The organism is Inhella sp., assembly GCF_041912635.1.
Taxonomy (GTDB): Bacteria; Pseudomonadota; Gammaproteobacteria; order Burkholderiales; family Burkholderiaceae_C; genus Inhella.
Map to the genome: position 1 here is coordinate 37,448 of NZ_JAYRMO010000030.1, position 25,546 is coordinate 62,993.

Genomic DNA, 25,546 nt, shown 5'->3' on the forward strand with positions numbered 1-25,546 from the left:
CTGTCATTCGCAGCGGCCCAACGGCCTAATGGCTTTACGGCCTCTTGCATCAATCACTTGTACGCCTCCGTCACAAAAATTTATTTCGGGAAGCAAGCGCCTGGAGATTGATAGTTTTTGGTACACACACTGAAACCAATACTCCTGTGACCGGTCTCTGTATTCAAGACGCCATACTATTCTATCTTCCTCCAGCTCTGGCAATAAATAACCAGGTGGAACGCCATTACCACCCTCCAGCGGACCCTCAATAATCCCCATGCCTGAGAGAGTGGCCCCAACAATAGGTTTGCCCTTGACAACCCAATTTTTGTGAATGGACCGAACTGTGATTTCATCGAGCTGCATCGGGCAGCTTTGCGCCGAAGCGCCGCCACTCAGTAGTGCAACCTGAGCAATCAAAAGCACGGGAGCAGATCTACTTGCCGAAAATAATGACATAGTACTCTCTTGCGTTATTGCTGGATGAGCCGAGATCGAATGGCTTTGGTCTGACATTACGCATCCCTATAGCCCCCTGATATTCTAGGATGTGGCGAGATTGATCCACAATTGAGAAACTGCCATCCGCCCGCTTATTGCTTGCCAATAGGCCAGCATGTTGCCCAGTTTCCCTATCTCCAGGGAATCGGCCATCTAGATCCCAGCCTGCGGCGATAGCAGTCCCCGGGAGTGTTTTTTCGTCAACCTTCTCTCCTTTGCGCCATGTGGTGGTCGGCTGGCGGTTTCCTACTGTCTGCTTCACCAGTTCAACGCATTCATTGCTGCCTTCGGCATTCGGAAGTGCCGGTTTGCCGACGAGGGACTTTGGATCAGGATGGACCCTTGGGCCTGCTCCATTCTTCTTGCCGCCGCCCTGCACTTGCCCATCAAGCCTGCTTGTAGAGTCCCCACTGAAGTACCCAACAATTTCCCGCCCATCGGGATCGGTGTACCTGTATGGGTTGCTCTCTGCGTATTCGTAGCGATTGAAGCTTGCGCCATCGGCAGTGTTGGCCAATACCGGATCCACTGACAAGAACCGCCCAATCAGCGGCTCGTAATACCGCTGCTGCATGTACACCAGCCCGGTATCCGCATCTTGCGCATGCCCGGTGTATCCCACCACCGTCGGCGCCGTGCCCGAGTGGATGCCGCCGTAGGGCTCGTAGCGCGTGCGGCTGAGGATCTGCCTAGCTGCATTGGTGCGCGCCACCGGTGAACCCAGTGCGTCGGTGTGCGGGTACTCGACGCCGGTGGGCCCGACTTCGGCAATCAGCTGGCTGCCCAGGTAGATGTGCTCGGTGCGGCCCTGCGCGCTGTCCTGCGTCAGCAGCAAACGGCCGTCGTTGCTGTAGACCTGCAGCCGGGTCTTGCCATCGGCGAAGGCCATCCACACGCGCCGGCCGTGGCCGTCGTACAGGTAACTGGCCTTGCCAGTGGCGGCCGTCATGCGGTTGCCCAGGTCGAAGCCGTAGGTCTGGCTGCCCTTGCTGCGCACGCTGCCGTAGGCGTCGTAGCCAATCGTCTGGGCACTGCCGTTGACGGTGATGCTGCCGATGCGCAGCTGCGCGTCCAGCGTGGTGCTGATGCTCTTGCTGCCCAGACTGGCCGAGCGCAGGTTGTCGAGCCCGTCGTACGTGAAGCTGCCAGACCCCCAAATGCCGCTGGCGGTCTTCAGGCGGTCCAGGCCGTCGTAGCCCAGTACCCGAGTGGTGGCGCCGGCCTCCTGCAGATCGGCGATGCGAGAGACGTTGCCATTGCCGTCGTAGCTGTACTCGTCATTCACCACGCCGGCATGGCTCCAGCGCAGCGGCAGGCCACGGGCGTTCTGGGTGGCGCTGAACGCAATACCGCTGCCGGTCGTGTAGTTCCCCAGTTGCCCGTTCGGGTGGAAGGCCACGCCGCTGGCATAGCCGCCCACCTGGGTCGGTTCGCCCAGCGCATTGGGCGCGTAGGCCACGTTCAGGCCGCTCGGATACGTCAGGCTCACGCGGTTACCCTGGCTGTCGATGCCGTGATTGAAGGCGTAGCTCTGGCCCGCACCGCTGATGGTCTCGCGGTACATCAGGCGGCGGCGGTTGTAGTCATAAACCCAGGTGACGCCGCCGCTTTCGATGCTGCGCAGCAGGCCGTCGCTCTCGTAGTTCCGAGTCACAGCCGGGCTGCCGTCGGCGTAGCTGGTGGTCTTGAGGCGATTGCGTGCGTCGTAGCCAAAGCTGATGACGGCACTCGGGCTGACGCTGCCCAGGTCGCAACTGCTGGTGCCGGCCAGCGCCTGGCCCGGCGCGCGCCAGGCCACGTTGCCGGCGGCGTCGTAGTCCTGCACCGTCGCACCGGTCTCGGGCTCGACCGTCTTGCACAGGCGATGGAAGTTGTCGTAGACGTAGCTGCGTGTGGCGCTGAGTCCGCCACCTGCCCGCGTCATGTGCAGGGCCTTACCGAACACGTCGCGCTGAATGGTCAGCGTCACGCCCTCGGGTGCAGAGATCTGCGCAATCGAGTCTTCGCTGGGGGTTTCGAAGGCCTGGAAGGCGTAGGTGGTGCTGAAGTTGCGTGGGTTCTTGACGACGCGCTGGAACAAGTTGGCCGGGTAGGTGATGACAGTGCTCAGATTGCCCAGCTCACTGCTGGCCACCTGCAGAGTCGGACGGCCCAAGGCATCGTTCGTCGTGGTCTGCCCACCGATGGCACCGTCGACGGTGCCGAAGGTGCGCTGCGGGTAGCTGACAAAACTTGTCTTGCCCAGCTTGTCGTAACGCGTTTCCTCGAACTTGCTGGTCGCCGCCGAATTGCCGGCGTCGTAGCTCCACTCCAGGCGCTCGCGCCAGAGTGCATCGAAGAAGCGCACCTTGCGGGCATTGCCGGTGCTGATGGTCTGGCGCCAGTGCCCGGCTGCGATGCCGAACTCAGAGGAGCCGACCTGCTCGAAGGTCTGGATGGTGGGGCTGTAGCCCACCGGATCGCCGGTTGGGTAGATGACAGCCGACACGCGCCCCATGGCGTCGTACTGATAAGTCGTGGTCGAGCCCGCTGCGTTGGTGCGGCTGTCGGCGTTGCCCAGGTTGTTGATGACCTGACTCTCGGATGTGCCGTCCGGGTAGAGCACGGTCTGCGGCTTGCCGCGCTTGTGTTGCAGCAACTGGATGGGGCGATTGGCCTGGTCGCGCACCACGGCCAGCGTGCCGTCGGGGTTGTACTCAAAGGCCTCGATCTGCTTGCCAAAGCGGCTGGTCGTGGCCTTCAGTGCCGTTGCCGGGTAGTAGGAGTTGGCCTCCATGACCTGACCAACAGCGACCTCGGTCACGCTTGCGATTTGGCCCATCACCCAATGGCCAAGGTGATCGTTGTAGGAAGTGCGCTCGGTGCGGCTGAAGCCCAGGCTGCTGTACTTCCGCACCTGGGTCGGGCGCACGTAGTAATCAAAACCAGCCGCGGTGTTCAGTACTTCATGCGTGAAGGTTTGGCCCTGCTGGCTCACAGTGCGCAAGTCCTCGGGGCGGTGGCGGCTGGCCAGCCAGTCCTCGTTCGGCAGCAGGCTGACGCCGAATTGCTCCGGGTAGGCCTGGCCGGCTGGCTGGCGGTAGCGATAGTTGGTGGTCCGGAGCGCCGTGCTGCCGTTCCAACCTTCATCCAGACGCAGCAGCTGGCCCTCACTGACGCGCCAGCGGTTGCCGAACACATGACGCGTCCGGCTGCCCGAAGGTTCGGTCACAGTGATGGTGCGCTCTTGTGAGCAGGTGGTGCAGGTCGTCCAGCCGCCCGGGGCTGTGTAGGCATAGCCCCAGCTCAGCGTGGCCATGCCGGGTCCGCTGATTTGCTTGGCGGTCAGGGCCTGGGTGTTGACGTAGCGCGGATAGACGGCGCCGATCGTGGCGCTGGTCCCGTTGGGGTGCGGTATGCAGTACCGCTCCACGAAGGTGCGTCCCAACAAGACGAAATTGGTGGTGAAGCTGCCCACCGCGCCGGACGGGTGGGTGATGGTTCCGGTCAAAGCTTCCGACGGAAAGTCCCCGACCGTGTCGCAGGTGGCACCTTCACCGGCGGTCTGCAGGGTGGCGGGCACCATGCCATCCAGATTGAAGGTCCAGGTGCTGCCATCGTTTTGCCGCACGCTGGTCAGGCTGCCGATGCCGTTGTACCCGTAGGTCACGCTGCGGGTGCCATCGCTGGCAGATGCCGCGCGTCCACTGGCGTTCCCCACCGTGATCAGGCGACCATCGCTGGACTCGATGCGGGTGAGAAGCATCGGGTTGGCGCTGTCGTAGCTGTAGCGAACCCAGTTGCCGAAGCGGTCGCTGACCTGCGTGGCCATCAGGTAAACGTCTTGCCGAGCGATCTCGGCGCCGGCCTTCTTGACGTTGGTCTGCTGTCGGCTGGCCATCCAGTCGAAGCGATAGCGCGTGCCATCGGGGGCAACAGCCAGGAAGCCCTCGCCGCTGCCGTTCTGGATGCTGGGCAAGCAGCGGATCTGCCAGTTCTGGTGGGTGACCAGAGGGTAAGAGGCGTCGCTGGGGCTGCCGGTGTAACCAGAGGACCGACGCAGCACTTCCTGGCTGCCCTGTCCTGGGACTGTGATGTGCGTCCCTTGCCAGTAGTTCGAGGCGTTGAAGCCCACCACCGACGTGGCATTGGGCTCCGGCGTGGAGGCTGCTCCGGCCGGCGGGCGCGGCAGCACGGAAGGCAAGGTCGAGGAACTCGGACCACCGCCGCCAACGGACACGATGGGCGGTAGCGAGAAGCCGCTGCAGCGATCGACGCCGCCACTGCTGGTGACCCAGCCGCGCAATTGGGAGAAGCTGCCACCGATGCGCGGGGTCTCGATGTCCCAGGTGCCGAGCTGGCCACGAACTTGATGCGAGCGCCCAGGGCTGTGGCTGCGCACCAGAGCCACCGGCAAGGCGTTGTTGCCCGGCAGGCTCAGATCGGTGTGTTGGAAGGACAGCGAACCGTTGTAGAGGTTGATGCGGTCGCCGAAGAGATCGACGCCGTAGGCGGTCATGGCATCCGGTGCGACCGGCGCCTTGCCTTCCAGATACGAAATGGTGACGGAATCACCCTGCGCGCCGGCGGTGCCGAGCGCGAACAACAGGGCCGTGATGGCCTTGCGCCAGTTCTTCATCTTGTCTCTCCCACTGTCCAGCGTGGCCCCGGGCCACTCGTCATCAGGGCTCAGGCACTAACTTCAGCGAGAGCTTGGAACTGCGGGCGGACTGTCGCGGCTTTGGACTGCCGTGACCATCTCCAAAAGCTGGAGTTGGGCAGGCTTTTGGTAAGCATTGGTGAATCCCAACCCGAGTGCGCTGCGTCGGCTGAAGAAGGCCACGCAGAACCCGGTCGAGCTGGTGAAGCTGGCCATGAAGGCCTTCTGGGAAGGCAAGGAAGCGCCGCCGGCCTACCTGGAGCGCCTGGGGCTGGATGAGGCCCAGGGCTTCAAGGCGATGTTCATTCGGAAGCTGTTTGCGGGGAATTTGTAGGGCGGTCTGCGGGTTCAGCGATCTGCCCTTCGAGAAGCTGCTGCAGTTCGGCAGCGCTGAGGGCCAGGCACTGCCAACAGGCCCGTGCCTGGCGCAGTTCTTCCAATTGCTCAGATTCAAGCGTCACCTGTGTGCGCAACAAGCGGCGAATGCGCCGGGTGCGTTGGGTGCTGGGCAGTTCGGGCTCCAGTACCCCCGCCGCGCGCATTGCTTGAACCATGGCGTCCTGCTGCTCCGGCGCCAGCAGTTCCCGCACCCAGACATCGACCTCCTTGTACAGGCCTCGGAGGAACGCAATGCCGTGCTGCAAACAGTCGGGGGAGTCCACGAACTCGGCAAAGCCCGCCGGCACTGCGCCGGCCGGCGCCTGCTTGGCATAGACGCGAAGCTTGCAGTGCAGCGAATCCTGCACACCTGGCCGTTTGGGAGAAGGCTGCCGCCGCACCCCCTTCATGCACTCGCCCTTTGGAGGTGGTAAAGCTTGGCGGCCCCCAGCGAGCCCGCAAGTAGAAGCAGCCACAGCGCGGCCGACTCGGTCGGCCGATTGCCCGCCCACTTCAACGTGTCGAACAGCCATTGCGCGAGCCCCCCCGCCTCATCGCCCCGCTGCGCACGCACGGCATCCGCCGCACCCCAGAGCAGGACAGCGGGCGCCAGCAGGCTACCGAGCGCAAGCCACTGCGGTGGCCAGCGCAGAAACAGCACCCAGCCGTTGAGCAGCACCGCCGCCGGGAGCGCTACGGCAGCCAGGAAGAGCAAGGGCAGCGCCGCATAGGCACCGACATCGATCGCCAAGCCGATGAACGCGGGCACCAACAACGGCGCCGGCAGCACCATGCCCAGCCAGAACCTGGGAGCCAAGCGCACGGAGGCAACGGGTTTGGAATGCAACTTCTTCGGCTCGCATCTTGTGGACGAGGTGGCGGTTCTACCGGAACGAGGCTCGCGCGCTGTAAGCGACTGTGCTCCACCGGGTCGCCCGCCAAGCCGCCGGGGCTCCCGGACTCGACAGCCCGCCGGCCCCGTGCGTCAATGCAGGCCCCCTCAACACAACGGAGATCACCATGGGCCTGCTCGATTCACTTGCCGGAGCACTCGGCGGCAGCGGTGACCAAGGTGCCGATGGCGCGGCCTTGATCGGCGCCTTGCTGCAGCAGTTTGGTGGCGGCCAGGGCCTGGCTGGTTTGGTGCAGCAGCTGGGCCAGGGCGGGCTGGGTGAGCTGGTGCAGAGCTGGGTGGGCACGGGGCAGAACCTGCCGGTTTCGGCGCAGCAGATCGAGGCGGCGCTGGGCAGCGGGCCGCTGGCCGCGCTGGCGGCGCAGTTCGGGCTGGACAGCCAGCAGATCAGCGCCCAGCTGGCCCAGCAGCTGCCGGGCGCGGTGGACCGGCTGACGCCGCAGGGCCAGCTGCCCGAGGGGGGCGTGGCCGACTTGCTCGGCCAGCTCAGCGGCCTGTTGAAGTTCTGAGCGAGGGCCGGCCATGAAGTGGGAAGGGCATCGCCAGAGCGAGCGCATCGAGGACCTGCGCGGCGGGGGCGGCCGGCCGCGGGTGGGTGGGCGCGGGTTGGGCTTGGGCGGCATCGTCATCGCGCTGCTGGCGGCCTGGATTTTTGGCGTCAACCCGATGACGGTGCTCGGCCTGATGGGTGGGGGCGGCGCACCGGGGGCGCAGAGCGAGCCGGGGCGGCCGCTGGCGGCGCAGACGGAGTCGGAGCGCTTCGTGGCCACGGTGCTGGCCGATACCGAGGATGTCTGGGCCGCCTACTTCAAGACCCGGCAGCCCGCTGTGGGCTACGCGCCGCCCACCTTGGCCCTGTTCCGCGAGCCGGTGCAGACCGCCTGCGGGCGTGGCGAGGCGGCGATGGGGCCGTTCTACTGCCCGGGCGACGAGAAGGTGTACCTGGACCTGGGCTTCTTCGAGACCCTGCAGAGCCGCCTGGGCGCGCCGGGCGACTTTGCGCAGGCTTACGTGATCGCGCACGAAGTCGGCCACCATCTGCAGCAGCGCCTGGGCATCAGCGCCAAGGTGCAGCAGGCGCGCCAGCGCGTGTCCGAGGCGCAGGGCAACCAGCTCAGCGTGCGCCTGGAGCTGCAAGCGGACTGCTTGGCCGGCGTGTGGGCGCACCACTCGCAGCAGGGCAAGGGCTGGCTGGAGCAGGGCGATGTGGAAGAGGCGCTGAATGCCGCCAGCCGCATTGGCGACGACGTGCTGCAGAAGGCCGCGCGCGGCGTGGTGGTGCCCGAGAGCTTCACGCATGGCAGCGCGGCGCAGCGCCAGCGCTGGTTCCGGGCCGGGCTGCAGCAGGGCGCGCTGGCGGCCTGTGACACCTTTGCGGCGCGCACGCTCTAAACCTCACGCTGCGCAAGCACGGCAACCCGCCGCTGCCTAGTCAGGGCAAACCGGATCGGGCCGGCCCCGAGCGCACAGCCCGCCCGCACGGGGCAGGATCCGCGCCCCCGGCCCACTTCCGCCTGCACCGTGCCCGCACCCGCCCGCCGTCTCCGCGCCCCGGCCCCGCCGGCTGCACGCTGCGTGCAGTGCTGGGATCTGCTGCCGGCCGATGACCTGGAGGCCCAGGCCCTGCTGCGCGGCGCGGCGCAGACGGCGCTGCTGTTCGACGGCGTGCCGGGCCTGCTGTTCGTCGTCAAGGACGACGCCGGGCGTTACGTGAGCTTCAACGCCTCGCTGGCGCGGCGCCTGGGCCGGCGTGCACCCGAGCGCCTGCAGGGCCTGCCGGCACGCTCGCTGTGGCCGGCCGAACTGGCGCGGCGCTACGAGCTGCAGGACGACTGGGTGGCCACGCACCGCCAGCCGCTGCTGCAGCAGCTCGACCCCATCCTGCTGGCCGAGGGCCTGCCGGGCTGGGCGGTGACGCACAAGTACCCGCTGCTGAACGCCCGCGGCGAGCAGAGCGGGCTGCTGAGCCTGTCGCGCGACATCGAGGGCCTGGCCCGCGCCGCCGTGGACGAAGGCCTGGTGGAGGCGGTGGACCGCATGACCAAGGCCAGCGAAACCCGGCTGACGGTGGCCGGGCTGAGCCAGCTGGCCGGCCTGCGCCCGGCCAGCTTTGCGCGCCTGGTGCGGCGCATCTTCGGCATGGGGCCGATGGAGTTCATCGTGCACAACCGCGTGCGCGCCGCCGCGCTGCGCCTGCAGGGCGGCAGCGAGTGCCTGGCCGAGATCGCGCTGGACTGCGGCTTCTACGACCAGGCGCAGTTCTGCCGCCAGTTCCGCCGCGTGATGGGCCTTGCGCCCTCGCAATACCGCGAGCAGGCACGCCGCGCCCCCTCGCCCTGGCTGCTGCCGGGGCTGGGGGGCTTGCTGAGCCTCAGTTCGGCAGGCTGTACCTCAGCGTGAAACCGCCGCTGCCGCTGTAGGACTTGACCTCCCAGTAGTAGTAGCCGGCCGTGCCGCTGTAGCTGATGGACTCCTGGCTGGTGGGGCCCTCGGACTTGGCCACCACGGCCCAGGCGCTGCCGTTCCACTTGTAAAGGAAGAGTTCGAAGTCCACCGGCGCGGCCGGGCCGCTGAGCGTGGCGCTGAAGCTGCCGCCGTTGGCGCTGTAGTGGTAGCCGGGCGAGGCGCTGGGGAAGCTGGCCTTGCCACCGCTGGCCAGGTTGCCGCTCACCGTGGTGCCGCCGCCCACGCTGCGCACCGTCAGCGTGGCGTTGTTGCTGGTCACGCTGCCGCGGCTGTTGGTCACGACGACCGAGAAGTTCGCGCCGTTGTCGGCCGCCGTGGTGGCCGGCGTGGTGTAGCTGGCCGCGGTGGCGCCGCTGATGGTGCTGCCGTTGCGGCGCCACTGGTAGCTCAGCGCCGCGCTGCTGCTGGCGCTGACGCTGAAGGTGGCCGTGCGGCCGGCGTCCACCGTCACGCTGGCGGGCTGGCTGGTGATGGCCGGCAGGTTCACCTGGGTGCCGGTGTAGGAATCGAACACCGCCTGGGCGCGCGCCTCGTTCACCCCATGCCAGGGGTTGTTGAGGGCGCGCATGCGCGAGTTCTCGGTGGGGCGGTAGACGCCGCTGGTGCAGTACTTGCCGCCCTGGAACAGACCCACCGTGCCGTTGGCCACCGAACCGGCCTGCGTGGGCACCGGTGTGTTGGCGTTGATGAATTGGCGCCACTTGATGTTGGCGCGCGAAGTCTGGCGGGTCACATTGACCTCGCTGGGTTCGCTGCTGGTGCCGCAGCTGCCGTAGTCGTACTCGTCGGCCAGGTTGAAGGCGGAGTGGCCGATCTCGTGCAGCGCCACCTCGATGGACTGCGGGTGCAGGGTCATGGTGCCCACATTGCCCAGCGCCGCACCGCCATAGGTGCTGCTGTTGGCCACCACGAGGTAGACGTCGCGGCCATCGGCGGGGGTCAGCGGGCTGACGGTGTTGAGCACCTTGTTCTCGTCCACGCACACCAGCCGCTCGATGTTGTAGCAACCGATCACCGTGCCCAGCGCGGTGTTGCGCGTCACGCCGCCTTCGCTCACGCCGGACTGGGCGCTGGCCACATCGACGCGGCGGATGTTGAAGGCGTTCTTGTGGCGCGCGAACAGCGGGTCGGCCAGGATGCCATCGGCAATGCGGCGCGCCTCGGTCTGCCAGCGGCCCAGCTCGGCGCTGGTGAAGCCGTCACCAATCAGGATCAGGTCCATGCGCGCGCCGGTGGCGCCGGACTCCCACAGCATGGCGCTGCCGCTGGCCACCGCCATCGGGCTGATGCGGCTGCGCGCGACGGCATCGGCCTGGGCCAGGGCCTCGATCTCGTTGCGGCCGATGCGCTTGAGTGCATTGGCGCTGCTGATGCCGACGCGGCCGCTGCGCTGCTCCTGCAGCTCGATGCTGGCCAGGCCCTCCGGGTAGGGCAGGCGCACCTCCAGCGCGCCCGCGCCGCTCAGGTCCTTGGCCTGCTGGATCTTGCCGGTGCGCGGGTCGAACACCTCGGCTCGGATGTGGTTGGGCCGACGCGTGGCCTGGCGGAACAGCTCCTGGCCCTGGGCATCACGCCCGATCACCAGCAGCTCCCCCTCGGCCACCTCGCTGCGTTCGGGCTGCAGCGCGAAGCGCCCCTTCTGGGCATGGCTGATGCTGAGCTGCTGCTGGCCATCCTGCTGGATGCGCAGCAACACCTGCTGCGCCTGGGCACCGGCACTGAGCAGGCTCAGGGCGCTGACCAGCAGCGCAAGGCGGGGGGTGGACATGGTCGGTCTCCGGTAAACAGGGGGACCGGCATGCTCGGCAGATGCGCGCGGGCTGGCTTGTACGCAATGGCGGGCGGGGGCCGCAATGCGTACAAGGGGGTGTGCGGGCTTGTAACGGGGGCTCAGCTCCAGCCGAGGCGGGCGGCGCGGTCGCGGCACTCAGGAAGCAGAGCGGGCAGTTGCTCGCGCAGGCATTGCAAGGCGCCGACGGCGTTCTCGCAGTCCACCAACCAGTGGTCCAGGCGGTAGCCCAGCTTGACCATCGGGTTCTCAAGGTCCTCCGCCAACGCCGCCTGCGCGGCCCAGCCGCAGAAACGCAGGCTGGCCGCGTCGTCAGTCAACTCCAGCACCAAGGCGCGCAGGGCAAAGTGGTCGGCGTAGGTCAGCTCCAGCGGACGGATCGGAAAGTCCGCCTCCGCCTTGCGCATGCAAGCCTCGGGCCCCTCCAGCACCAACTCGATCAACTCCCAGGCCGGCTCATCCTGTGCCGCAATCTGGGCAGCGGCCCAGTCCACCAGCGCACTGCGGTCAAGCAGGCCTTCGGTCCACAGAGTCAGTTGGGTTTGCAGGGTTCGCATGGGTCGGCATCGTCGTGCATGGCTTGTGCAACTCGGCGCGCTGCAGCCACCGAACCCACAAGCTCATTGGGGCTCCCGTCATCGCAGAAAGCCCGCGATGGTTTGCGGTGGTCTAGTCGGCCGGTACTCCGGCCAGCTTAGCGGGCAGGTTTTCGCAGGCAGGGGAGGGCCGTGGGAGCCATGTGAGCCAGCCGTCCAATCGCGGCCGGCCCGAGGCCGGCTGCGTGCATTGAGCGCCTTTCTTTGCCCCGCGTTTCTTTGGCGCAGCAAAGAAATGCGGGTCGGGGTGCAGGGGTTGAAGACCCCTGCGGGCTCCAACGAAGTAAGCCTCAGCGCCCCACCGCCGAAGCCGACGAAGCAGCCGGCACCACCACCTCCGGGCACCCCCGCCTCTGCTCCAACCAATACACGATGTTCCCCACCAGCACGATGCTCCCCGAGATCACCGTGGAGGTGGCCAGCACCGCGCCTTCGAACACCAGCTGGGCCACGCAGCCCTCGTTGACGCAACCGCGCACGCGGTTGTACTCGGCCACTTCGAGCACCATCTTTCGGCGCTCAACCTGGCACTCGGCGTCGTACACGCTGACGGTGCGCGGGTAGGCGCAGGCGGCCAGCAGCAGCACGGCGGCGAGTGCCGCGGTGCGGCGCATCAGTCGAGCGCGCGCGACAGCGCGGCGCGTGCCAGCAGGCGGGTCGAGTCGAGCATGGGCAGCGGACCCTCGCTGTCGGCCATCAGCAGGGGCAGCTCGGTGCAGCCAAGCACCACGCCGTCGCAGCGCTCCTCGTCACGCAGGCGCTGCATCACCTGCAGGCAGTGCTGGCGCGCGGCGTCGGTGAAGCTGCCGCGCACCATCTCGTCCATGATGAGCTGCGAGACCTGCTCGCGCTCAGCCGTGTTCGGGCGCACGCAGGCGATGCCGCGCACCGCCAGCGCCTGGGGGTAGACCTCGCTGCCCACGAGCCAGTTGGTGCCCAGCAGGCCCAGGCGGCGCAGGCCGCGCTGGTGGGCAGCCTTGGTCACGGCGTCGGCGATCGAGATCCAGGGCAGGGGCGATTTGGGCAGCACCCAGGGCAGGGCCTGGTGAATCGTGTTGTCCGGGCAGATCAGAAAACCGGCGCCGGCCTTGGCCAGCTTGCGCGCCGAGTCGAGCATCAGCGCGGCCACGGCGGGCAGGTCGTTGGCGTCCAGCGCTTCCACATAGCGGGCCAGCGAGTGGCCGTGCATCACCACCTCGGGGTGGGCATGGGGGCCCAGGCGTTCGGCCGCTTCCAGGCAGAGCGTGCGGTAGCACAGCGCCGCCCCTTCGGAGGAGCAGGCGACGATGCCGATGGCTTTGAGGGTGTGCATGCTGGGGCCGAGCATCGCGGCGCCGGCCCGGTCTGGCAAGCCGGGCCTACTCGGACAGGCGCTGCTTGCCCGCGGCCTTGGCGGCGTAGAGCGCGCGGTCGGCACGCTGCATCAAGGTCTCCAGGTCTTCGGCACCGCCGCTGAACAGGGCCAGGCCGACGCTGACGCTGACCGGCTGCTGCGTGGCGGCCCAGGGCGGGGCCAGCGCGGCCAGCAGACGCTCGCCGGTCTGCCGGGCTTGCTCAGCATCGCTGTCGCCCAGCAGCAGCATGAACTCGTCGCCCCCCAGGCGCGCCACCACGTCGGCGCTGCGGCAGCTGGCCTGCAGGCGCTGCGCCACTTCCTTCAGCACGGCATCGCCGGCGGCGTGGCCCTCGTGGTCGTTCACGCCCTTGAAGCCGTCCAGATCGAGCGCCAGCAGGGCCAGCGGGCGCTGCTGGCGGCGCGCCAGCTCCAGGCGCTGGCGGCCCAGCTCGAAGAACAGGCCGCGGTTGGCCAGGCCGGTGAGCGGGTCGTGGTTGGCCAGGTACTGCACCTGCTCCATGGCCTGGGCGGCGCGCTGCAGGGCCTGGCCCACTTCTTCGGCCTCGCGCAGCTGCAGCTGGGGCAGCTGCAGGGCGCTGCCCTGGTGCAGGGTGGCCGCCGCATGGTTGAGCGCGTGCACGGTGGCCAGCACGCGGCGCGCCAGCCACATCGCCGTCAGCACTCCGGCCAGCAGGGCCAGCGCGCCCGCCACGGCCAGGCCGCGCAGCAGATGGCGCTGCTCGGCCTGCAGCAGGTCCACCGGCGCACCCACGGCCACGCGCCAGCCCCAACGCTCTGAAGTGGTGAAGGCGGTGTAGACGGGCACGCCCTCCTTGGTGGTGCCGATCAGTCGGCCCTCGCGCTGCTGGCGCAGGGCCTCAGCCAGATCGGGGGTGATGGGCTGGCCCATGAAGCGCGCAGCCTCGCGCGAGCGCGTGACGATGCGGCCGGAGCGGTCGATCAGCGCCACCAGCCAGCCATCGGGCAGGGCCTGGCGGGTCAGGAACTCGCTCAGGCGCGCGGCCGGCAGGCCCATGTTGAGGCTGTAGCGCACCTCGTCGCCCACCCGCACGGGCACGCCCATGGCCACGGTGGCCCGGCCGGTGACGGGGCCGATGAACCAGTCCGTCAGCGCGGTGCGGCGTTCGCTGAACACGCGCTGCAGGGCCGGCGGCGTGCCCTCCTGCGGCAGCGGCTGGCCGGGCGGCACCAGGGTGTTGAGCAGCTGGCGGCCCTGGGCATCGGTGATGACGTAGTTGAGCAGGATGCCGCTGGCAATGGCGGCCTGGGCGCGCTGGCGGAAATCTTCGAGCCGGCCCTGAGCCAGGTCGTCCGAGGTGGCCAGCACGGCCAGACCGCCTTCGATGGCGGCCCATTCGCTGTCCACCTCGGCCATCACCTTCTTGGCCAGCAGCAGGGTCTGGCCGTGTACCTGGGCGCGCAGCTGCTCGCAGTAGCGCTGTACCAGCAGGCCCCCGAAGGCCAGCGGCGGCAGCACGCAGACGGCCACCAGCAGACCCAGTTGCAGCTTGAGCGAATAACGTGCGGCTTGGTAGGGCATCTTCCTTCCCGTAGTGGCCGCGAGCATCCCCGCTGGGCGGCGCGGCCGTCAATCCGGCAAGCGAAGGCCCTGCCCCGCCCTCGGATATGGGCAGGACAATCGCCGCCTTTGCCCCCTTTTTGCCGAATTCACCATGAGCGACACCCGCCCCCCGCTGCCCGACCACCTGGCCATCGACCCGCGCAGCCCCCACCATGTGGCCGAAGTCTTCGAGCACGACATCGGCATCCGCTTCAACGGCAAGGAGCGCAGCGACGTGGAGGAGTACTGCGTCAGCGAGGGCTGGGTCAAGGTAGCCGCCGGCAAGACGGTGGACCGCAAGGGCCGGCCGATGCTGATCAAGCTCAAGGGCCAGGTGGAAGCCTTTTACCGCGAGGGCTGAGCAGTGCCTCGGACCCAGCGCGGTGAGATGACCAAGCCGGAACAAGCCTTTCTTGTCCATCGCGCGCTGCTTGTGCTGTATGGCCTGTTGACGCTGCTGACCGGTCTCAGTGTGGCTGTGGGGCCCGCCGTGCCGGCTTGGCTGAGCCCGTTGCCTTTCGTGTTGTTCTTCGGCCTGATGGCCTGCGTGCACTGGTGGACGGGCAGGGCCTGCCGCACCGGCAGCAACCTGGGCCGCAGCCTCTCCGTGGCCCTCGCCGTCATCATGCTGCTCGGCTTTCCGTTCGGCACGCTGATCGGCCTGTACCTGTTGAGCGTGACCCTGAAGGCCTGGACCACGCCGGACAGCGTGCGCAGCTGAGCTGACGCAACGCAGATACTGACTCCATGCTGATCGAAGCCGTCGGGGGCATGCAGGACATCGGGCGGATGCACGACATCGCGTCCGTGCTGGTGCGCCACGGCCTGGGCGACATGGTGCGGCGCTTCGGCCTGGCCGATGCGCTGGCGCGCGCCGGTCGCGCGCTGCACATCCCGCAGGCCGATGCGCTGGCCCGGCTAGAGCCGCCGGCCCAGACCCGGCGCGCGCTGGAAGAGCTGGGGCCTACCTTTGTGAAGCTCGGGCAGATCCTGGCCGGCCGTGCCGATCTGCTCGGGCCCGAATGGATTGCCGAGCTCTCCAAGCTACACAGCCGCGTGCCGCCGGTGCCGCTGGAGGCCTTGCGGCCGCAGCTGCGCGAGGACCTGGGTGGCGAGCCCGAGACGGTGTTCGCCGAGTTCGACCCCGAACCGCTGGCGGCGGCCTCGATCGCCCAGGTGCACCGCGCCCGGTTGCAGGACGGCCGCGCGGTGGTGGTGAAGATCCGCCGCCCCAACATCCACGAAGTGGTGGAAGCTGACTTGCGCCTGCTGGCGCGCTTTGCCGCCAGCGCCGAACGCGACTGGCCCACGCTGCAGCCCTACCGCCCGGTGCAGCTGGTGCGCGAATTTGCGCGCTCGCTGCGCCGCGAACTGGACCTGGCCAACGAATGCCGCCAGGCCGAGCGCATCGCCCGCAACCTGGCCGGCCTGCCGGAGGTGCAGATCCCGGCCGTGCACTGGGCCTTCACGCATGAACGCGTGAACGTGCAGGACTTCATCGAGGGCGTGCCGGGCGAAGACCTGGAGCGCGTGGACCGCGCCGGCCTGGACCGCAAGCTGCTGGCCCAGCGCGGCGCGCGCGTGGTGCTGAAGATGATCGTCGAGGACGGCCTGTTCCACGCCGACCCGCACCCCGGCAATGTGTTCTACCTGCCCGGCAACCGCATCGCCCTGATCGACTTCGGCATGGTGGGGCGGCTGCCGCTGAAGCGCCGCGAGCAGCTGCTGCAGCTGCTGCTGGGCCTGGTGGAGCGGCGCCCCCAGGAAGTGGCCGACGTGCTGCTCGAATGGGCCGGCGACCACCGCGCCGGCCTGAACCTGGAGCAGCTGGAGGACGAGATCGAGGCCTTCGTGGACCAGTACCACGGCGTGCCGCTGGCGCAGCTGCACATCGGCCAGATGCTGGCCGAGGTGACCCAGGTGCTGCGCGAGCACCACCTGGCGCTACCGCCCGATCTGGCCCTGCTGATCAAGGCCTTCATCTCGATGGAGGGCATGGGCCGCGCGCTCGACCCCGACTTCCACATGACGGCCGAGGCCCTGCCCCTGCTGCGCCAGGTGATGACGGCGCGCTACCAGCCCAAGGCCATCGCCCAGCGCGGCTGGCAGCTGCTGACGCGCACGCTCAAGGTGGCGCAAGGCCTGCCCGAGGATCTTTCGCGCCTGCTGCGCCGCGCCCGCCATGGGCAACTGCGCGTGGGAGTGGACATTGCCCACATCCGCCAGGTGGGCGACCAGCTGGAGCGGGCGTCGAGCCGGCTTTCGCTGGCGCTGGTGATCGCTGCGCTGATCATCGGTTCGTCCATCGTCATGACGGTGGGCGGCGGGCCCACGCTGCTCGGCCTGCCGGCCTTCGGGCTGCTGGGCTTTCTGGCCGCGGTGGTGGGGGGCTTGGCGCTGCTGCGCTCGATCTGGCGCGGCTTTCGCGGCCGCGGGCTGGACGAAGAATGAGGGCCGCGCTGCTGACCGGCTTGGTGGCAGCCCCATTGCTTGCCGGCAGCGCGCAAGCCGACCCCGGCTACTACCTGATCACGCCCTACGCCATGCCGGGCGAGGCGGCGCTGGACCTGCGCTACTGGACCGTCAAGGCCGACCGCCGCAAGGCCACGCTGTGGCCCGAGGCCGGCCTGCGCCTGGGCCTGGGGCCGCGCTGGACCAGCACGCTCTTTCTGAGCGGCATCGGGCCAGCGCTGCAGCGCCAGCGCCTGAGCTCGATCAACTGGGCGCACAACTGGGTGCTCAGCGAAGGCCGCAGTGATTGGGACTTCGGCCTGCACGCCCAGGCCATCCACCGCCCGGGTGAGGGCAATGCGCTCGAATGGGGCCCGCTGCTGCAGACCGACCAGGGCCTGACGCGCCTGAACCTCAACCTGCTGTTCGAGCGCGACTTCGCCACCGGTGGCACCCAGCTGAAGCTGCAGGGGCAGGCCCTTCACCGCTTCGGCCGGGGCCTGCGCGCCGGCCTGCAGGGCTTTGGCGAGCTGGGCCGCTGGAACCGCCTGAGCGAGCGCCCCTCGCTGCGCGCCGGCCCGGTGCTGCGCCTGGGCCTGGGGGATGCCGCCGAGCTGCAGATGGCCTGTCTGCGCGGCAAAACCTATGGCCGCACCGGCGCGATGTTCAGCACCCAGCTGCTGCTGAGCCTCTGAGGAAACACTGAACAAATCACTGGCAGCCCGCCGTGCCCAGCCAGGTGCCGAGCGCGCCCAGATCCTGGATGCCGACGCTGCCATTGGCGTCCCAGAACACCAGGCGCTGGCCGCTGAGGGTGATGCCGACGTAGGTGTTCGTCGTCGGGTAGTGGCGGTAGTAGTAGTCGCCCGCCGTCTTGGAGACCTGCGGCTGCGGCTGGAACAGGCTGGCGTACTGGCGCTCGCCCCAGCTGAAGAGGCAGTCGGCCTGCTCGCTCAGCGTGCGCGCCTGCGGCTTGAGCTCGACCACTTGCAGGCCGCGCGCGGGCACGCTGGTGCTCAGTTCCAGCACGCCGGCGCTGGGGCTGAGGTCGCTGCGGGTTTCCTGCGCCGGGCTGGCCAGCAGACTCTGCAGCGCCGTCGCATCCACCTTGGCCGGGTTGCCAGCCACGCTGAGTTCCTGCACCGCGTTGCTGGGCGTGCGCAGCACCGCCTGGTAGCGGCCGCTGCCCAGGCCCTTGACGCGCACGGTGGTGCTCTGCGCGCTGCTGCCGTCGTTCGTCAGCACCAGCAGGGTGCGCTCGCCCCGCTGGGCGCCCAGGGCCAGCAGGGGCAGGGTTTCGGCGGCGTAGCCGGCCAGGCAGTTGCTTTGGCACACCTGGGTGCTGAGCTGGGTGCCGCCGCGCAGCTGCGCATGCGCCCAGAAAGCCCAGGCCGAGGGGTTGATGCGCGCCTTGCCGGCCGTGGTGCTGAAGTCGAACAGCGCCATGATGGGCACGCCGGCATAGAAGTGCGCGGCCTCGATGTTCTGCGCCGGGTCCTGGAACTGCGTGAGCACCGCACTGGCATAGGACTGCGTGCGCGCTTCGCCGAAGAAGGCGTTGCCGCATTGGTTGCCCAGACCGATGTTCCATTCGGTGATGTGGATGGGCAGACTGCTGCCGCCCTGGTTGTTCACCAGGCTGCGCAGGTTGCGCAGGAAGGCGGCGCTTTCACTCGCGCTGGCGCGATCGCAGCTGCCGTACAGGTGGGCGGAGTAGAAATCCAGATTGCTCAGGCCCACGCCGGCGATGAAGCCGTTGGCCGGGTTGCCGGCCACGCCACTGGTGGTGAGGATGCTGCGCGTGAAGCCCGGCCCGCCGATGCGCAGGCTCTTGCCCGCCGTCTGCGCCGCGGCGCGCACGCGCGTCACGGTCTCGCGGAACAGGGTGTAGAAGTCCGCCTGTGTGCCGCGCCAGAAGCCGCCGTCGGGTTCGTTGTGCACCTCGACGAACACCGGGTCCACCGCCGCCACGCCGGCCGTGGGCTTGAAGCGGCCGATGACATGCTGGTAGATGTTCGTGGCCACCTTGGCCCAGGCCACCGGGTCGGCGGTGTTGTTGGGGCCGTTGTAGCTTTCGCCCAGGCGCAGGTAGGTGGCAGCCCCCGTGCTGGCCACTTCCTTCAGCGCGGTGTCGGTGCCGCTGAAGTCGTAGTTGGCGGTGTTGTTGAGGTCGGCATCGGCGCTTGAAGTGGGCGTCCAGGTGAAGGTGGGGATGCCGCCGGTGCCGGTGAGCTCGCAGCCGCTGACGGTCTGCGCCGGGCTGACGCCGGTGTTGAGCTTGGTGGCGGCGGTGTAGGTGCTGCAGAGGTCCAGGCCGGCATCGTGCAGGCGCACCTGACTGAGGCCGAAGGCGGCGTAGAGATTGGCGGCATCCAGGTTGGCGGCCGCGCCCTGCGTGGGCTTGGTGGAAAAGCCCGGCTTGCGGTTGACGCCGAAGACGTCGCGAATGGCGCCCTGCGGCTGCGCCAGGTCCAGCTCCACGCGCAGGCTTTGCGCGCTGGCGGCCAGGTGCAAGCCCATCGAACCGATCAGACAAGCAAGCAGCGGACGCATGCGGCACTCCGGTGGGGGCGGGGCTTCATCATGCCCAAGCCCCCGCTTGCTCCGCAAGCCGGGTCAGGGCTCAATCAAGCTCAGACAGGTCAGCCCCGCCTCGGCGCGGCCGAAGGCGGGAATGCCCACCGCATGCAGCGCGATGCCGCGCTGCGCGGCCTCGGGGCCCAGACACCCCAGGGTGCGCGGGTAGGCGGCATTGGCCAGCCAGGCATTCGGCAGGCGCAGCACGTTGGCGGCAAAGGGCTCGGCCGCATCCACATGCAGGAAGCGGAAGCCCGGCAGCGCGGCGGCATCCACCCACTCGGGGTTGATCAGCAGGGTCTCGTCATCGAGCGCGGTGCAGGCGGTCTTCAGGTGCAGGCTCGGGCCCAGGGGCACGGCGTCCACCTGGTAGCCGAAGGGCTGCAGCAGGCTGCGCAGCTGCTCCACGGCGGCGGCATTGCTGCGCGTGGAAAGGCCGACCAGCAGCCGCTTGCCAATGCGCAGCACGTCGCCGCCATCCAGCGTGGCCGGGGCCTGCAAGGTGTGCAGGGGCAGGCCACGTGCGGCCAGGGCGGCCTGCAGGTGCACGGGCTCGGCCTGGCGGCTGGCCACGCCGGGGCGGGTCAGCACGGTCAGTTCGGGCAGCAGCAGCGCGGCGTCTTCCACGAACACCGAGTCAGGGAACTGCGGCAGCGCCGGCAGCACGATCACCTGCAGGCCCAGCTGGGCCAGCGCGCGCCGGTAGGCCTGGTGCTCGACGAGCAGGTCGGCGTAGTCGATCGGTTCACGCGCCAGGTGCGTGAGTTCACAGGCCTCGGGCAGGGTGACGGCGGGTTCGCGTACCCAGGCGTGGCGGGGGGTTTGGGACATGGGGGGCAGCCTCGTGAGCAAGGCGGCCATTCTGGGTGGCTACCCCCTTGCACAGCGGCGAGCAGGCTTCGCCGCCGGTGCACGCTCAGCCGGGCAGATCGGGCGCGGGCGGCACGCCCACCAGCGCCGCCAGTGGCTGCGTCAAGTCCAGCTCGCCATCGGCAAAGCGCAGCTTCTCGATGTCGAACAGCTGGTCGCTGCCGTCGCGGCCGCTCACCAGGTCGTGCACGCGGAACTGCCCCTGGGCATCGGGCTCGATGCGGTACTCGCTGCGCAGGCCGCGGTACACGGCCACATCCTGGCCCTTGCCGCCGTAGAGGCTGTCGTCGCCGCCGCGGCCTTCCAGCGTGTCGTCGCCCCCGTCGCCCCAGAGCGCGTAGCCGAGGTCATTGCCGATCAGCTGGTCGTCGCCTGGGCTGGCCTGGTGCTGGGTGGGCTGACGCAGCGCGGGCTCGTCCAGGCTCACCACCTGGCCATCGCTGAAGCGCAGCTGCTCGATGCCCTGCAGCGCGACGCTGCGGCCGTCGATCTGCAGCTGCCAGCCGCCGCCTTCACGCGCCTGCAGCTGCAGGGCGCTGCGGCCCAGCGCGGTGTCGAGCTGCAGGGTGTCCAGGCCGCTGCCGCCCTGGAGCGTGGCGAGGTCCTTGAACAGGTAGTGCGAACGGGCGGCGCCGGGGGCCGGGTTCAGATCGGCCAGCTGGAGCTGAATGCCGCCGTAGTTCAGGGTCTCGATGTTCTGCAGCCAGCTGCGACCGTCGGCATGCTCGATCAGCCACTGACCGCGCGCGGCGTCGAAGCGCGGCGTCGCATAGTCCGCCAGGCGGCCGGGCAGGTAGAGCATGTCCTGGCCCGCCCCGCCGTCCAGCTCGTCCTCGCCCGGGCTGAGCATGAGGAGGTCGTCGTCCGCGCTGCCCAGCAGCCAGTCGTTCGCGCGGGTGCCGCCCAGCCAGCCGGCCGTGGCCAGGCTCTGCTTGAGCCGGCCATCGGCCTGGATCTCGAACTCGCCATCCTGCAGGCGCAGGCGCTCGATGCCCTGCAGCGTCAGCCCGCCCTCGGCCAGCGGCAGCTGCCAGGCCTCGCCCACGCGGACCAGCGCGCCCTCAATCGCCTGGCGGCTGATGGGCAGCACCAGCAGGTCCTGGCCGGCGCCGCCGTCGAAGTGACTCAGGCCCTTGAAGCCGAGCAGGGTGTCGTCGCCCGCACCACCCTGGCCCCGCGCCAGGGCTTCGGTCAGGCGCAGACGCAGCGGCGGCGAGCTGGGCTCCAGGAAGTAAGGCAGGGTTTCGCCATCGATGAGCAGCCACTCCACGCCTTCCAGGCGCGCGTCCAAGTGGTCGGCCTGCAGGCGCCAGCTGCCGTCGGCCTCGGCGCTCAGTGCGTAGCTGCCCAGGCCGCGCATCAGCTGCACGGTGTCTTCGCCGGCGCCACCGCGCAGCAGCAGTTGCTGGCGTTCCTGCAGCATGGGGATGCGAGCGCTGATCTGGTCTTCGAAGAACACATCGCCCCAGTCCAACCAGGCGGGTGCATCGGCCTGCAGCAGGTCGTCGCCGTCGCCGCCGTCCAGCACATCGTTGCCGCCCGGGCCGCCAAAGAGCTGGTCGGCCCCGGCGCCGCCCTGCAGATGATCGTCACCGGCATGGCCACGCAGCTCATCAGCACCGGCGCCGCCCTGCACCAGCAGGCGCCCGCCCTCGCCCGCGCCGAGCTGGGCGCGGACGTCGCGGAACTGCAGGGTCTCGATTCCGCGCAACTGCAGGGCGGCGCCGCCGTCCAGCTGCAACAGCCACTCGCCGTTCGGCTGCGCCAGCAGGCTGCGCATCCCGGCCAGGCTGAAGCTCAGCACCAGCGTGTCCTGGCCGGCGCCGCCGTCGAAATCGGTCAGGCCGCCCAGGGCGTAGAGGCAGTCATCGCCAGCGCCCGGTGCCTGCAGCAGCTCGGCCAGCAGCAGGGTCTGGCCGGCAAAGTTCACCCGTTCGATCTGCTCCAGCACCACGGTCTGGTAAGGGCTGCTCAGGGTCCAGCGGCCGCCCTCGAACTGGAATTGATAGGCGCCGAAGCCCTGGTAAAGCACGGCCAGGTCGTCGCCGGCACCGCCGTCCAGATGGTCGTCGCCCGCGCCCCCCTCCAGCACGTCGTTGCCGGCGCCGCCGCGCAGCAGGTCGCGCCCGCCATGGCCGCTCAACTGGTCGTCGCCCTCACCGCCCTGCTGCAGCAAGCGGCCATCCACGGCCGTGCTCAGGTCGACCACGCGGTTGCTGAACTGGATGCGCTCGATGCCGGCCAGGCGCAGCGGCGTACCGAAGCTGTGCAGACTCCAACCCTGCTCGGCGCTCCACTGCAGGGTGAGGTCTTCGTCGCGCAGCGCGTAGTCGACCACCAACAGGTCGTTGCCCGCGCCGCCATCGATGAAACCGCGGCCAGCGTAGGCGTAGAAGGTCTGGTCGGCGTCGCTGGGCTGCAGCTGCCGCTGCAGATCGGCCAGCTCGATGCGCAAGTCACGGAACTGCAGGGCCTCGATGCCGTCCAGGCTGTCCTCGCTGTTCAGGCCGATGACCTTCCACTGCCCGCTGGCCGGGTCCTGCTCGATGCGGTAGGTGCCGAGGCCGTAGCCGAACAGCGCCAGGTCATCGCCCGCGCCGCCCACCAGCTGGTTGCGACCCTTGCCGCCGTACAGCGTGTCGTTGCCAGCGCCGCCGTCGATGTGCTCATCGTCACGGGTGCCCACCAACGTGTCATCGCCCGCCGTGCCTTGCAGCTTGCTCGTCATCTCTGCTCCCTGAGTCTTGTTGGATCCGGCGCGGATTCTGTTCAAGTGCTCCGGGCCTGGCTTGTGATGGCCGTCACCCGATTTCGATCTCGGGCACACCGATCAGCGCCAGCTCCTGCAGGTTGAGGAGAGCGTCGGCGAACTGCAGGCTCTCGATGTCTTGCAGGCGCGTCTGCCCTTCCGGGTGCTGCAGCAGCCAGCTGCCGCTGCCGGGCTCGTATTGCAGCTGGCAGGCGGCGCGGGCATGCGGCAGCCAGGCGCGGTCCAGGCCCGGGCCGCCGTCCAGCAGGTCCTGCCCCGCGCCGGCCACCAGCAGGTCGTTGCCGGCGCCGCCCTGCAGCCAGTCGTCGCCGGCATCGCCCCAGAGTTGGTCGTCCAGCGCACCGCCGATCAGGTGGTCGGCGCCGGCATGGCCGAACAGCGGGCCGGCCAGCCAGGGGTGGTGCTGAACCACACGGCCGCCCGCCGGGTCGAGCTGCAGGCGTTGGTAGCTGACCAGCAGGGTTTCGATGCCGCGCAGGCTCAGCAGACCGGCGGTGCTGGGGACCCACCAGAGGCCGGTCTGCGCGTCGAAGCGAATGGCCTGGCCGGGCATCAGGGCATCGATCAACAGGCTGTCCTGACCCGCACCGCCCTCGAAGCGGCGCAGGCCGGCGAAGGCCACCAGGGCGTCGTCGCCCGCGCCGCCTTCGCCGCTGGCCAGGGCCGGAGAGAACGGCAGCGTTCGGTTCTGCAGGTAGAGCCACTCCACACCCTGCAACTCGGCCTGCCCGGCCGGGCTGTGCAGGCGCCAGCCCTCGGCGTCTGCTTCCAGTCGGTACTGGCTGGGCTGCCCGGACAACTGCACGGTGTCTTCGCCCGGACCACCGTCCACCCTCAGCTGCGCACCCATGCGCAGCAGCGGCAAGCTGCCGAGGGGTTCGGCCCCATGCAGATGCGTCACGCCCTTTGACTCTTCGGCCGAGTCCGGGGCGAACCAGTCGTCCCCCATGCCGCCGCTGAACCAGTCGTTGCCGCCCTTGCTGCCGTAGAACCCGTCGTCGCCGCTGCCGCCCTGCAAGTAGTCGTCGCCGGTGTGGCCCCAGAAGCTGCCGCTCTGTTCATCGCCAAGGAACCAGAGCCTGCCGCTCGCCGCCGTCGCGGCCAGGTCGATGCGACCGTCCTTCAGCTGCACGAACTCGATGTTCGCCAACTGCACTTCGCGCTCAAACAGGCTCAGCAGCCAGCTGCCGTCGGCCTGCTGCTGCGGCATGCCATCCAGCCCGTGGAGCTGGCCGGGCAGATGGGCCACATCAACGCCCGCGCCGCCGTCCAGGCGCGTGCCGGGGCCCAGCAGGTAGAGATCGTCATCACCCGCGCCCACGCCACGCCGCAGCGCCGCCAGATCCACGCGCATGCCGGGGAACTCGACCCATTCGATGTCGATGAGCTCGCTGGCGAACTCCCCTTCGCCCAGGCGCCAGAGCTGCCGCTCTTCCAGCCAGACCAGCTGGGCGTCGCGAGGGTCGCCCAGACCTTCAACACCATCGATGCCCGGCCCGCCATCGAAGCGGTCGGCGCCGCCGTGCCCATAGAAGCGGTCGTTGCCGGCGCCACCGACCATCCAATCCGAACCCCACAGGCCTTGCAGCTGGTCATCGCCGGCCGTGCCCTCAATCCACAGCCGCCCTTCGCGCGCCGGGCTCAGCGTCAGCGAACGATCGGCGAACTGCAGGCGCTCGATCGAGATCAGCTGCACCTGCTCACGCGGGTCGCGGCCCAGCAGCCAGCCGGCGCGCGCTTCGTCCCAGCTCAGCGCCAAGTGAAAGCTCTGCTGCTTGCCGCTGAACTGCAGGGTATCCAGGCCCTCCCCGCCGTCGAACACCCGCCGCCCTTCGAAGCCATAGAAGTGGTCGTCGCCCGGGGTGGATTGCAGCTGCGCCTGAAAGCTGGCCAGGCTGATGGCCAGGTCCGGGAAGCGCAGCTGCTCGATGTCCTCCAGCGTGTCCATGCCCATGCCGCCGCGCACCTGCCAAAGCTGGATGCTGGTGTTGAACTCGATGCGGAAGTCGCCAAAGGGCTCGTCGAACACCGCCGTGTCCAGCCCCGCTCCGCCGATCAAGCGGTTGTGGCCCTTGCCGCCATACAGCGTGTCATCGCCCGCGCCGCCGTCGAGCCGGTCATCACCGTCCCCCCCGCGCAGTTCATCGTCGCCGGGCCCGCCCAGCAGCTGCAGGGCCGTGGGGCGGCCCGTGGTTTCGCTTTGCATCGCACTCCCTGTTTGTTGTCATGCCGCTCTGCCGGCGGCGGCGCGCATTCTTCAGGCGCGGTGGGCCGTGCAGGGTTCACGCGCGGTAAATCCTGTAAGCCTTTGTGCGGCCTATGCTGAGCGCGCATGCAGCCCGCCATCCAATCCATCGGCCCCACGCAGGGCCAACAGCCCGCGCTCGATCAACCGCGTGCCGACCGCCGCGTGCAGGGCGCGCCCTGGCGCAAGACCTGGCTGCAGCACGAGGCCGGGCCGATGAGTGCTGGCGTGTGGGAATGCGAAGTGGGGCGCTGGCGCATCCAGTTCGCGCCGAACAAGCAGGAGTACTTCTTCGTGCTGAGCGGCCGGGTGCGCCTGCATGGGCCTGAAGGCAGCTTCACCGACATCGGCCCCGGCCAGGCGGCCGTGATCCCGCCCGGCTTCGAGGGCGAGTTCGAGGTGCCGGGAGGCTGTCGGGCTTTGGGCATGCCCCGCGCTGGGCTGCCAGGAC

At 68.9% G+C, this 25,546-nt stretch carries 22 protein-coding genes; 9 read left to right on the top strand and 13 right to left on the bottom strand.

Going from position 1 to position 25,546, the window contains the following annotated elements:
- Nucleotides 1-3 precede the first annotated feature (3 nt).
- Nucleotides 4-408 (bottom strand): STY0301 family protein, encoded by a 405-nt coding sequence (locus ACE3QP_RS16710; protein ID WP_374437622.1) that lies wholly within the window; start codon nt 406-408, stop codon nt 4-6.
- A gap of 10 nt (nt 409-418) precedes the next feature.
- Entirely contained in the window at nt 419-5,101 is a 4,683-nt protein-coding gene (locus ACE3QP_RS16715; RefSeq protein ID WP_374437623.1) for a BPSL0067 family protein, read from the bottom strand.
- Nucleotides 5,102-5,261: 160 nt separating this feature from the next.
- On the opposite strand from ACE3QP_RS16715, the gene ACE3QP_RS16720 reads away from it, so the two are divergent.
- Entirely contained in the window at nt 5,262-5,456 is a 195-nt protein-coding gene (locus ACE3QP_RS16720) for a hypothetical protein (RefSeq protein ID WP_374437624.1), read from the top strand.
- On the opposite strand, the gene ACE3QP_RS16725 is transcribed toward ACE3QP_RS16720, so the two are convergent.
- Nucleotides 5,425-5,868, bottom strand: coding sequence for a hypothetical protein (locus ACE3QP_RS16725; RefSeq protein ID WP_374437625.1), 444 nt, complete (start codon nt 5,866-5,868; stop codon nt 5,425-5,427). The genes ACE3QP_RS16720 and ACE3QP_RS16725 overlap by 32 nt on opposite strands.
- Nucleotides 5,869-5,906: 38 nt before the next feature.
- Nucleotides 5,907-6,347, bottom strand: coding sequence for a hypothetical protein (locus tag ACE3QP_RS16730; RefSeq protein WP_374437626.1), 441 nt, complete (start codon nt 6,345-6,347; stop codon nt 5,907-5,909).
- A gap of 71 nt (nt 6,348-6,418) precedes the next feature.
- On the opposite strand from ACE3QP_RS16730, the gene ACE3QP_RS16735 reads away from it, so the two are divergent.
- From ACE3QP_RS16735 to ACE3QP_RS16745, 3 genes are all read left to right on the top strand, one after another.
- Complete coding sequence (locus tag ACE3QP_RS16735) at nt 6,419-6,922, top strand: YidB family protein (RefSeq protein ID WP_374437627.1); 504 nt, start codon at nt 6,419-6,421, stop codon at nt 6,920-6,922.
- A gap of 13 nt (nt 6,923-6,935) precedes the next feature.
- Entirely contained in the window at nt 6,936-7,805 is an 870-nt protein-coding gene (locus ACE3QP_RS16740; protein WP_374437628.1) for a neutral zinc metallopeptidase, read from the top strand.
- A gap of 129 nt (nt 7,806-7,934) precedes the next feature.
- Nucleotides 7,935-8,813: a helix-turn-helix domain-containing protein gene (locus tag ACE3QP_RS16745; protein WP_374437629.1), complete on the top strand. Its 879-nt coding sequence runs from the start codon at nt 7,935-7,937 to the stop codon at nt 8,811-8,813.
- Here ACE3QP_RS16745 and ACE3QP_RS16750 read toward each other — a convergent pair.
- The 5 genes from ACE3QP_RS16750 to ACE3QP_RS16770 all read right to left on the bottom strand — a co-directional run bounded on the left by ACE3QP_RS16750 (nt 8,785) and on the right by ACE3QP_RS16770 (nt 14,161).
- On the bottom strand, nt 8,785-10,647 hold the full coding sequence (locus tag ACE3QP_RS16750) for a M64 family metallopeptidase (protein WP_374437630.1): 1,863 nt from the start codon (nt 10,645-10,647) through the stop codon (nt 8,785-8,787). The genes ACE3QP_RS16745 and ACE3QP_RS16750 overlap by 29 nt on opposite strands.
- A 122-nt stretch (nt 10,648-10,769) precedes the next feature.
- The gene (locus ACE3QP_RS16755; protein ID WP_374437631.1) at nt 10,770-11,225 is read right to left on the bottom strand and encodes a hypothetical protein; all 456 of its coding nucleotides are present in this window, start codon (nt 11,223-11,225) and stop codon (nt 10,770-10,772) included.
- Between the two features lie 329 nt (nt 11,226-11,554).
- Nucleotides 11,555-11,878, bottom strand: coding sequence for a hypothetical protein (locus tag ACE3QP_RS16760; RefSeq protein ID WP_374437632.1), 324 nt, complete (start codon nt 11,876-11,878; stop codon nt 11,555-11,557).
- Nucleotides 11,878-12,576, bottom strand: coding sequence for an aspartate/glutamate racemase family protein (locus ACE3QP_RS16765; RefSeq protein ID WP_374437633.1), 699 nt, complete (start codon nt 12,574-12,576; stop codon nt 11,878-11,880). Before ACE3QP_RS16765 ends, ACE3QP_RS16760 begins: the two co-directional genes overlap by 1 nt.
- A 46-nt stretch (nt 12,577-12,622) precedes the next feature.
- Nucleotides 12,623-14,161, bottom strand: coding sequence for a diguanylate cyclase domain-containing protein (locus tag ACE3QP_RS16770; RefSeq protein WP_374437634.1), 1,539 nt, complete (start codon nt 14,159-14,161; stop codon nt 12,623-12,625).
- 133 nt (nt 14,162-14,294) lie between these two features.
- On the opposite strand from ACE3QP_RS16770, the gene ACE3QP_RS16775 reads away from it, so the two are divergent.
- Genes ACE3QP_RS16775 through ACE3QP_RS16790 form a run of 4 tightly spaced genes read left to right on the top strand, consistent with a single transcriptional unit; the run spans nt 14,295 to nt 17,328 of the window.
- A complete protein-coding gene (locus tag ACE3QP_RS16775) occupies nt 14,295-14,543 on the top strand; it encodes a DUF3297 family protein (protein WP_374437635.1) in 249 nt (82 codons plus the stop codon).
- 27 nt (nt 14,544-14,570) lie between these two features.
- Nucleotides 14,571-14,903: a hypothetical protein gene (locus tag ACE3QP_RS16780; protein WP_374437636.1), complete on the top strand. Its 333-nt coding sequence runs from the start codon at nt 14,571-14,573 to the stop codon at nt 14,901-14,903.
- A gap of 26 nt (nt 14,904-14,929) precedes the next feature.
- Nucleotides 14,930-16,633 (top strand): ABC1 kinase family protein, encoded by a 1,704-nt coding sequence (locus tag ACE3QP_RS16785; RefSeq protein ID WP_374437637.1) that lies wholly within the window; start codon nt 14,930-14,932, stop codon nt 16,631-16,633.
- Nucleotides 16,630-17,328 (top strand): hypothetical protein, encoded by a 699-nt coding sequence (locus ACE3QP_RS16790; protein WP_374437638.1) that lies wholly within the window; start codon nt 16,630-16,632, stop codon nt 17,326-17,328. Before ACE3QP_RS16785 ends, ACE3QP_RS16790 begins: the two co-directional genes overlap by 4 nt.
- A 16-nt stretch (nt 17,329-17,344) precedes the next feature.
- Here ACE3QP_RS16790 and ACE3QP_RS16795 read toward each other — a convergent pair whose 3' ends face one another.
- From ACE3QP_RS16795 to ACE3QP_RS16810, 4 genes are all read right to left on the bottom strand, one after another.
- Nucleotides 17,345-19,186 (bottom strand): hypothetical protein, encoded by a 1,842-nt coding sequence (locus tag ACE3QP_RS16795; protein ID WP_374437639.1) that lies wholly within the window; start codon nt 19,184-19,186, stop codon nt 17,345-17,347.
- 63 nt (nt 19,187-19,249) lie between these two features.
- Nucleotides 19,250-20,041 carry a dimethylarginine dimethylaminohydrolase family protein gene (locus ACE3QP_RS16800; protein ID WP_374437640.1) on the bottom strand — a complete coding sequence of 264 codons (792 nt, stop codon included), beginning with the start codon at nt 20,039-20,041 and terminating at the stop codon, nt 19,250-19,252.
- 85 nt (nt 20,042-20,126) lie between these two features.
- Entirely contained in the window at nt 20,127-22,808 is a 2,682-nt protein-coding gene (locus tag ACE3QP_RS16805) for a hypothetical protein (RefSeq protein WP_374437641.1), read from the bottom strand.
- A 73-nt stretch (nt 22,809-22,881) separates the two neighbouring features.
- A complete protein-coding gene (locus tag ACE3QP_RS16810) occupies nt 22,882-25,056 on the bottom strand; it encodes a hypothetical protein (protein ID WP_374437642.1) in 2,175 nt (724 codons plus the stop codon).
- 126 nt (nt 25,057-25,182) lie between these two features.
- On the opposite strand from ACE3QP_RS16810, the gene ACE3QP_RS16815 reads away from it, so the two are divergent.
- Nucleotides 25,183-25,546, top strand: a 364-nt coding sequence (locus ACE3QP_RS16815; RefSeq protein ID WP_374437643.1) for a cupin domain-containing protein, incomplete at its 3' end; no start/stop codon positions are given.

What these genes read in the sequence shown, in the direction of transcription:
- ACE3QP_RS16760 (WP_374437632.1), bottom strand. Translation starts at nt 11,878, where the DNA reads ATGCGCCGCACCGCGGCACTCGCCGCCGTGCTGCTGCTGGCCGCCTGC.
- ACE3QP_RS16740 (WP_374437628.1), top strand. Translation starts at nt 6,936, where the DNA reads ATGAAGTGGGAAGGGCATCGCCAGAGCGAGCGCATCGAGGACCTGCGC.
- ACE3QP_RS16755 (WP_374437631.1), bottom strand. Translation starts at nt 11,225, where the DNA reads ATGCGAACCCTGCAAACCCAACTGACTCTGTGGACCGAAGGCCTGCTT.
- ACE3QP_RS16765 (WP_374437633.1), bottom strand. Translation starts at nt 12,576, where the DNA reads ATGCACACCCTCAAAGCCATCGGCATCGTCGCCTGCTCCTCCGAAGGG.
- ACE3QP_RS16810 (WP_374437642.1), bottom strand. Translation starts at nt 25,056, where the DNA reads ATGCAAAGCGAAACCACGGGCCGCCCCACGGCCCTGCAGCTGCTGGGC.
- ACE3QP_RS16775 (WP_374437635.1), top strand. Translation starts at nt 14,295, where the DNA reads ATGAGCGACACCCGCCCCCCGCTGCCCGACCACCTGGCCATCGACCCG.
- ACE3QP_RS16805 (WP_374437641.1), bottom strand. Translation starts at nt 22,808, where the DNA reads ATGACGAGCAAGCTGCAAGGCACGGCGGGCGATGACACGTTGGTGGGC.
- ACE3QP_RS16800 (WP_374437640.1), bottom strand. Translation starts at nt 20,041, where the DNA reads ATGTCCCAAACCCCCCGCCACGCCTGGGTACGCGAACCCGCCGTCACC.
- ACE3QP_RS16790 (WP_374437638.1), top strand. Translation starts at nt 16,630, where the DNA reads ATGAGGGCCGCGCTGCTGACCGGCTTGGTGGCAGCCCCATTGCTTGCC.
- ACE3QP_RS16715 (WP_374437623.1), bottom strand. Translation starts at nt 5,101, where the DNA reads ATGAAGAACTGGCGCAAGGCCATCACGGCCCTGTTGTTCGCGCTCGGC.
- ACE3QP_RS16780 (WP_374437636.1), top strand. Translation starts at nt 14,571, where the DNA reads ATGACCAAGCCGGAACAAGCCTTTCTTGTCCATCGCGCGCTGCTTGTG.
- ACE3QP_RS16770 (WP_374437634.1), bottom strand. Translation starts at nt 14,161, where the DNA reads ATGCCCTACCAAGCCGCACGTTATTCGCTCAAGCTGCAACTGGGTCTG.
- ACE3QP_RS16750 (WP_374437630.1), bottom strand. Translation starts at nt 10,647, where the DNA reads ATGTCCACCCCCCGCCTTGCGCTGCTGGTCAGCGCCCTGAGCCTGCTC.
- ACE3QP_RS16785 (WP_374437637.1), top strand. Translation starts at nt 14,930, where the DNA reads ATGCTGATCGAAGCCGTCGGGGGCATGCAGGACATCGGGCGGATGCAC.
- ACE3QP_RS16795 (WP_374437639.1), bottom strand. Translation starts at nt 19,186, where the DNA reads ATGCGTCCGCTGCTTGCTTGTCTGATCGGTTCGATGGGCTTGCACCTG.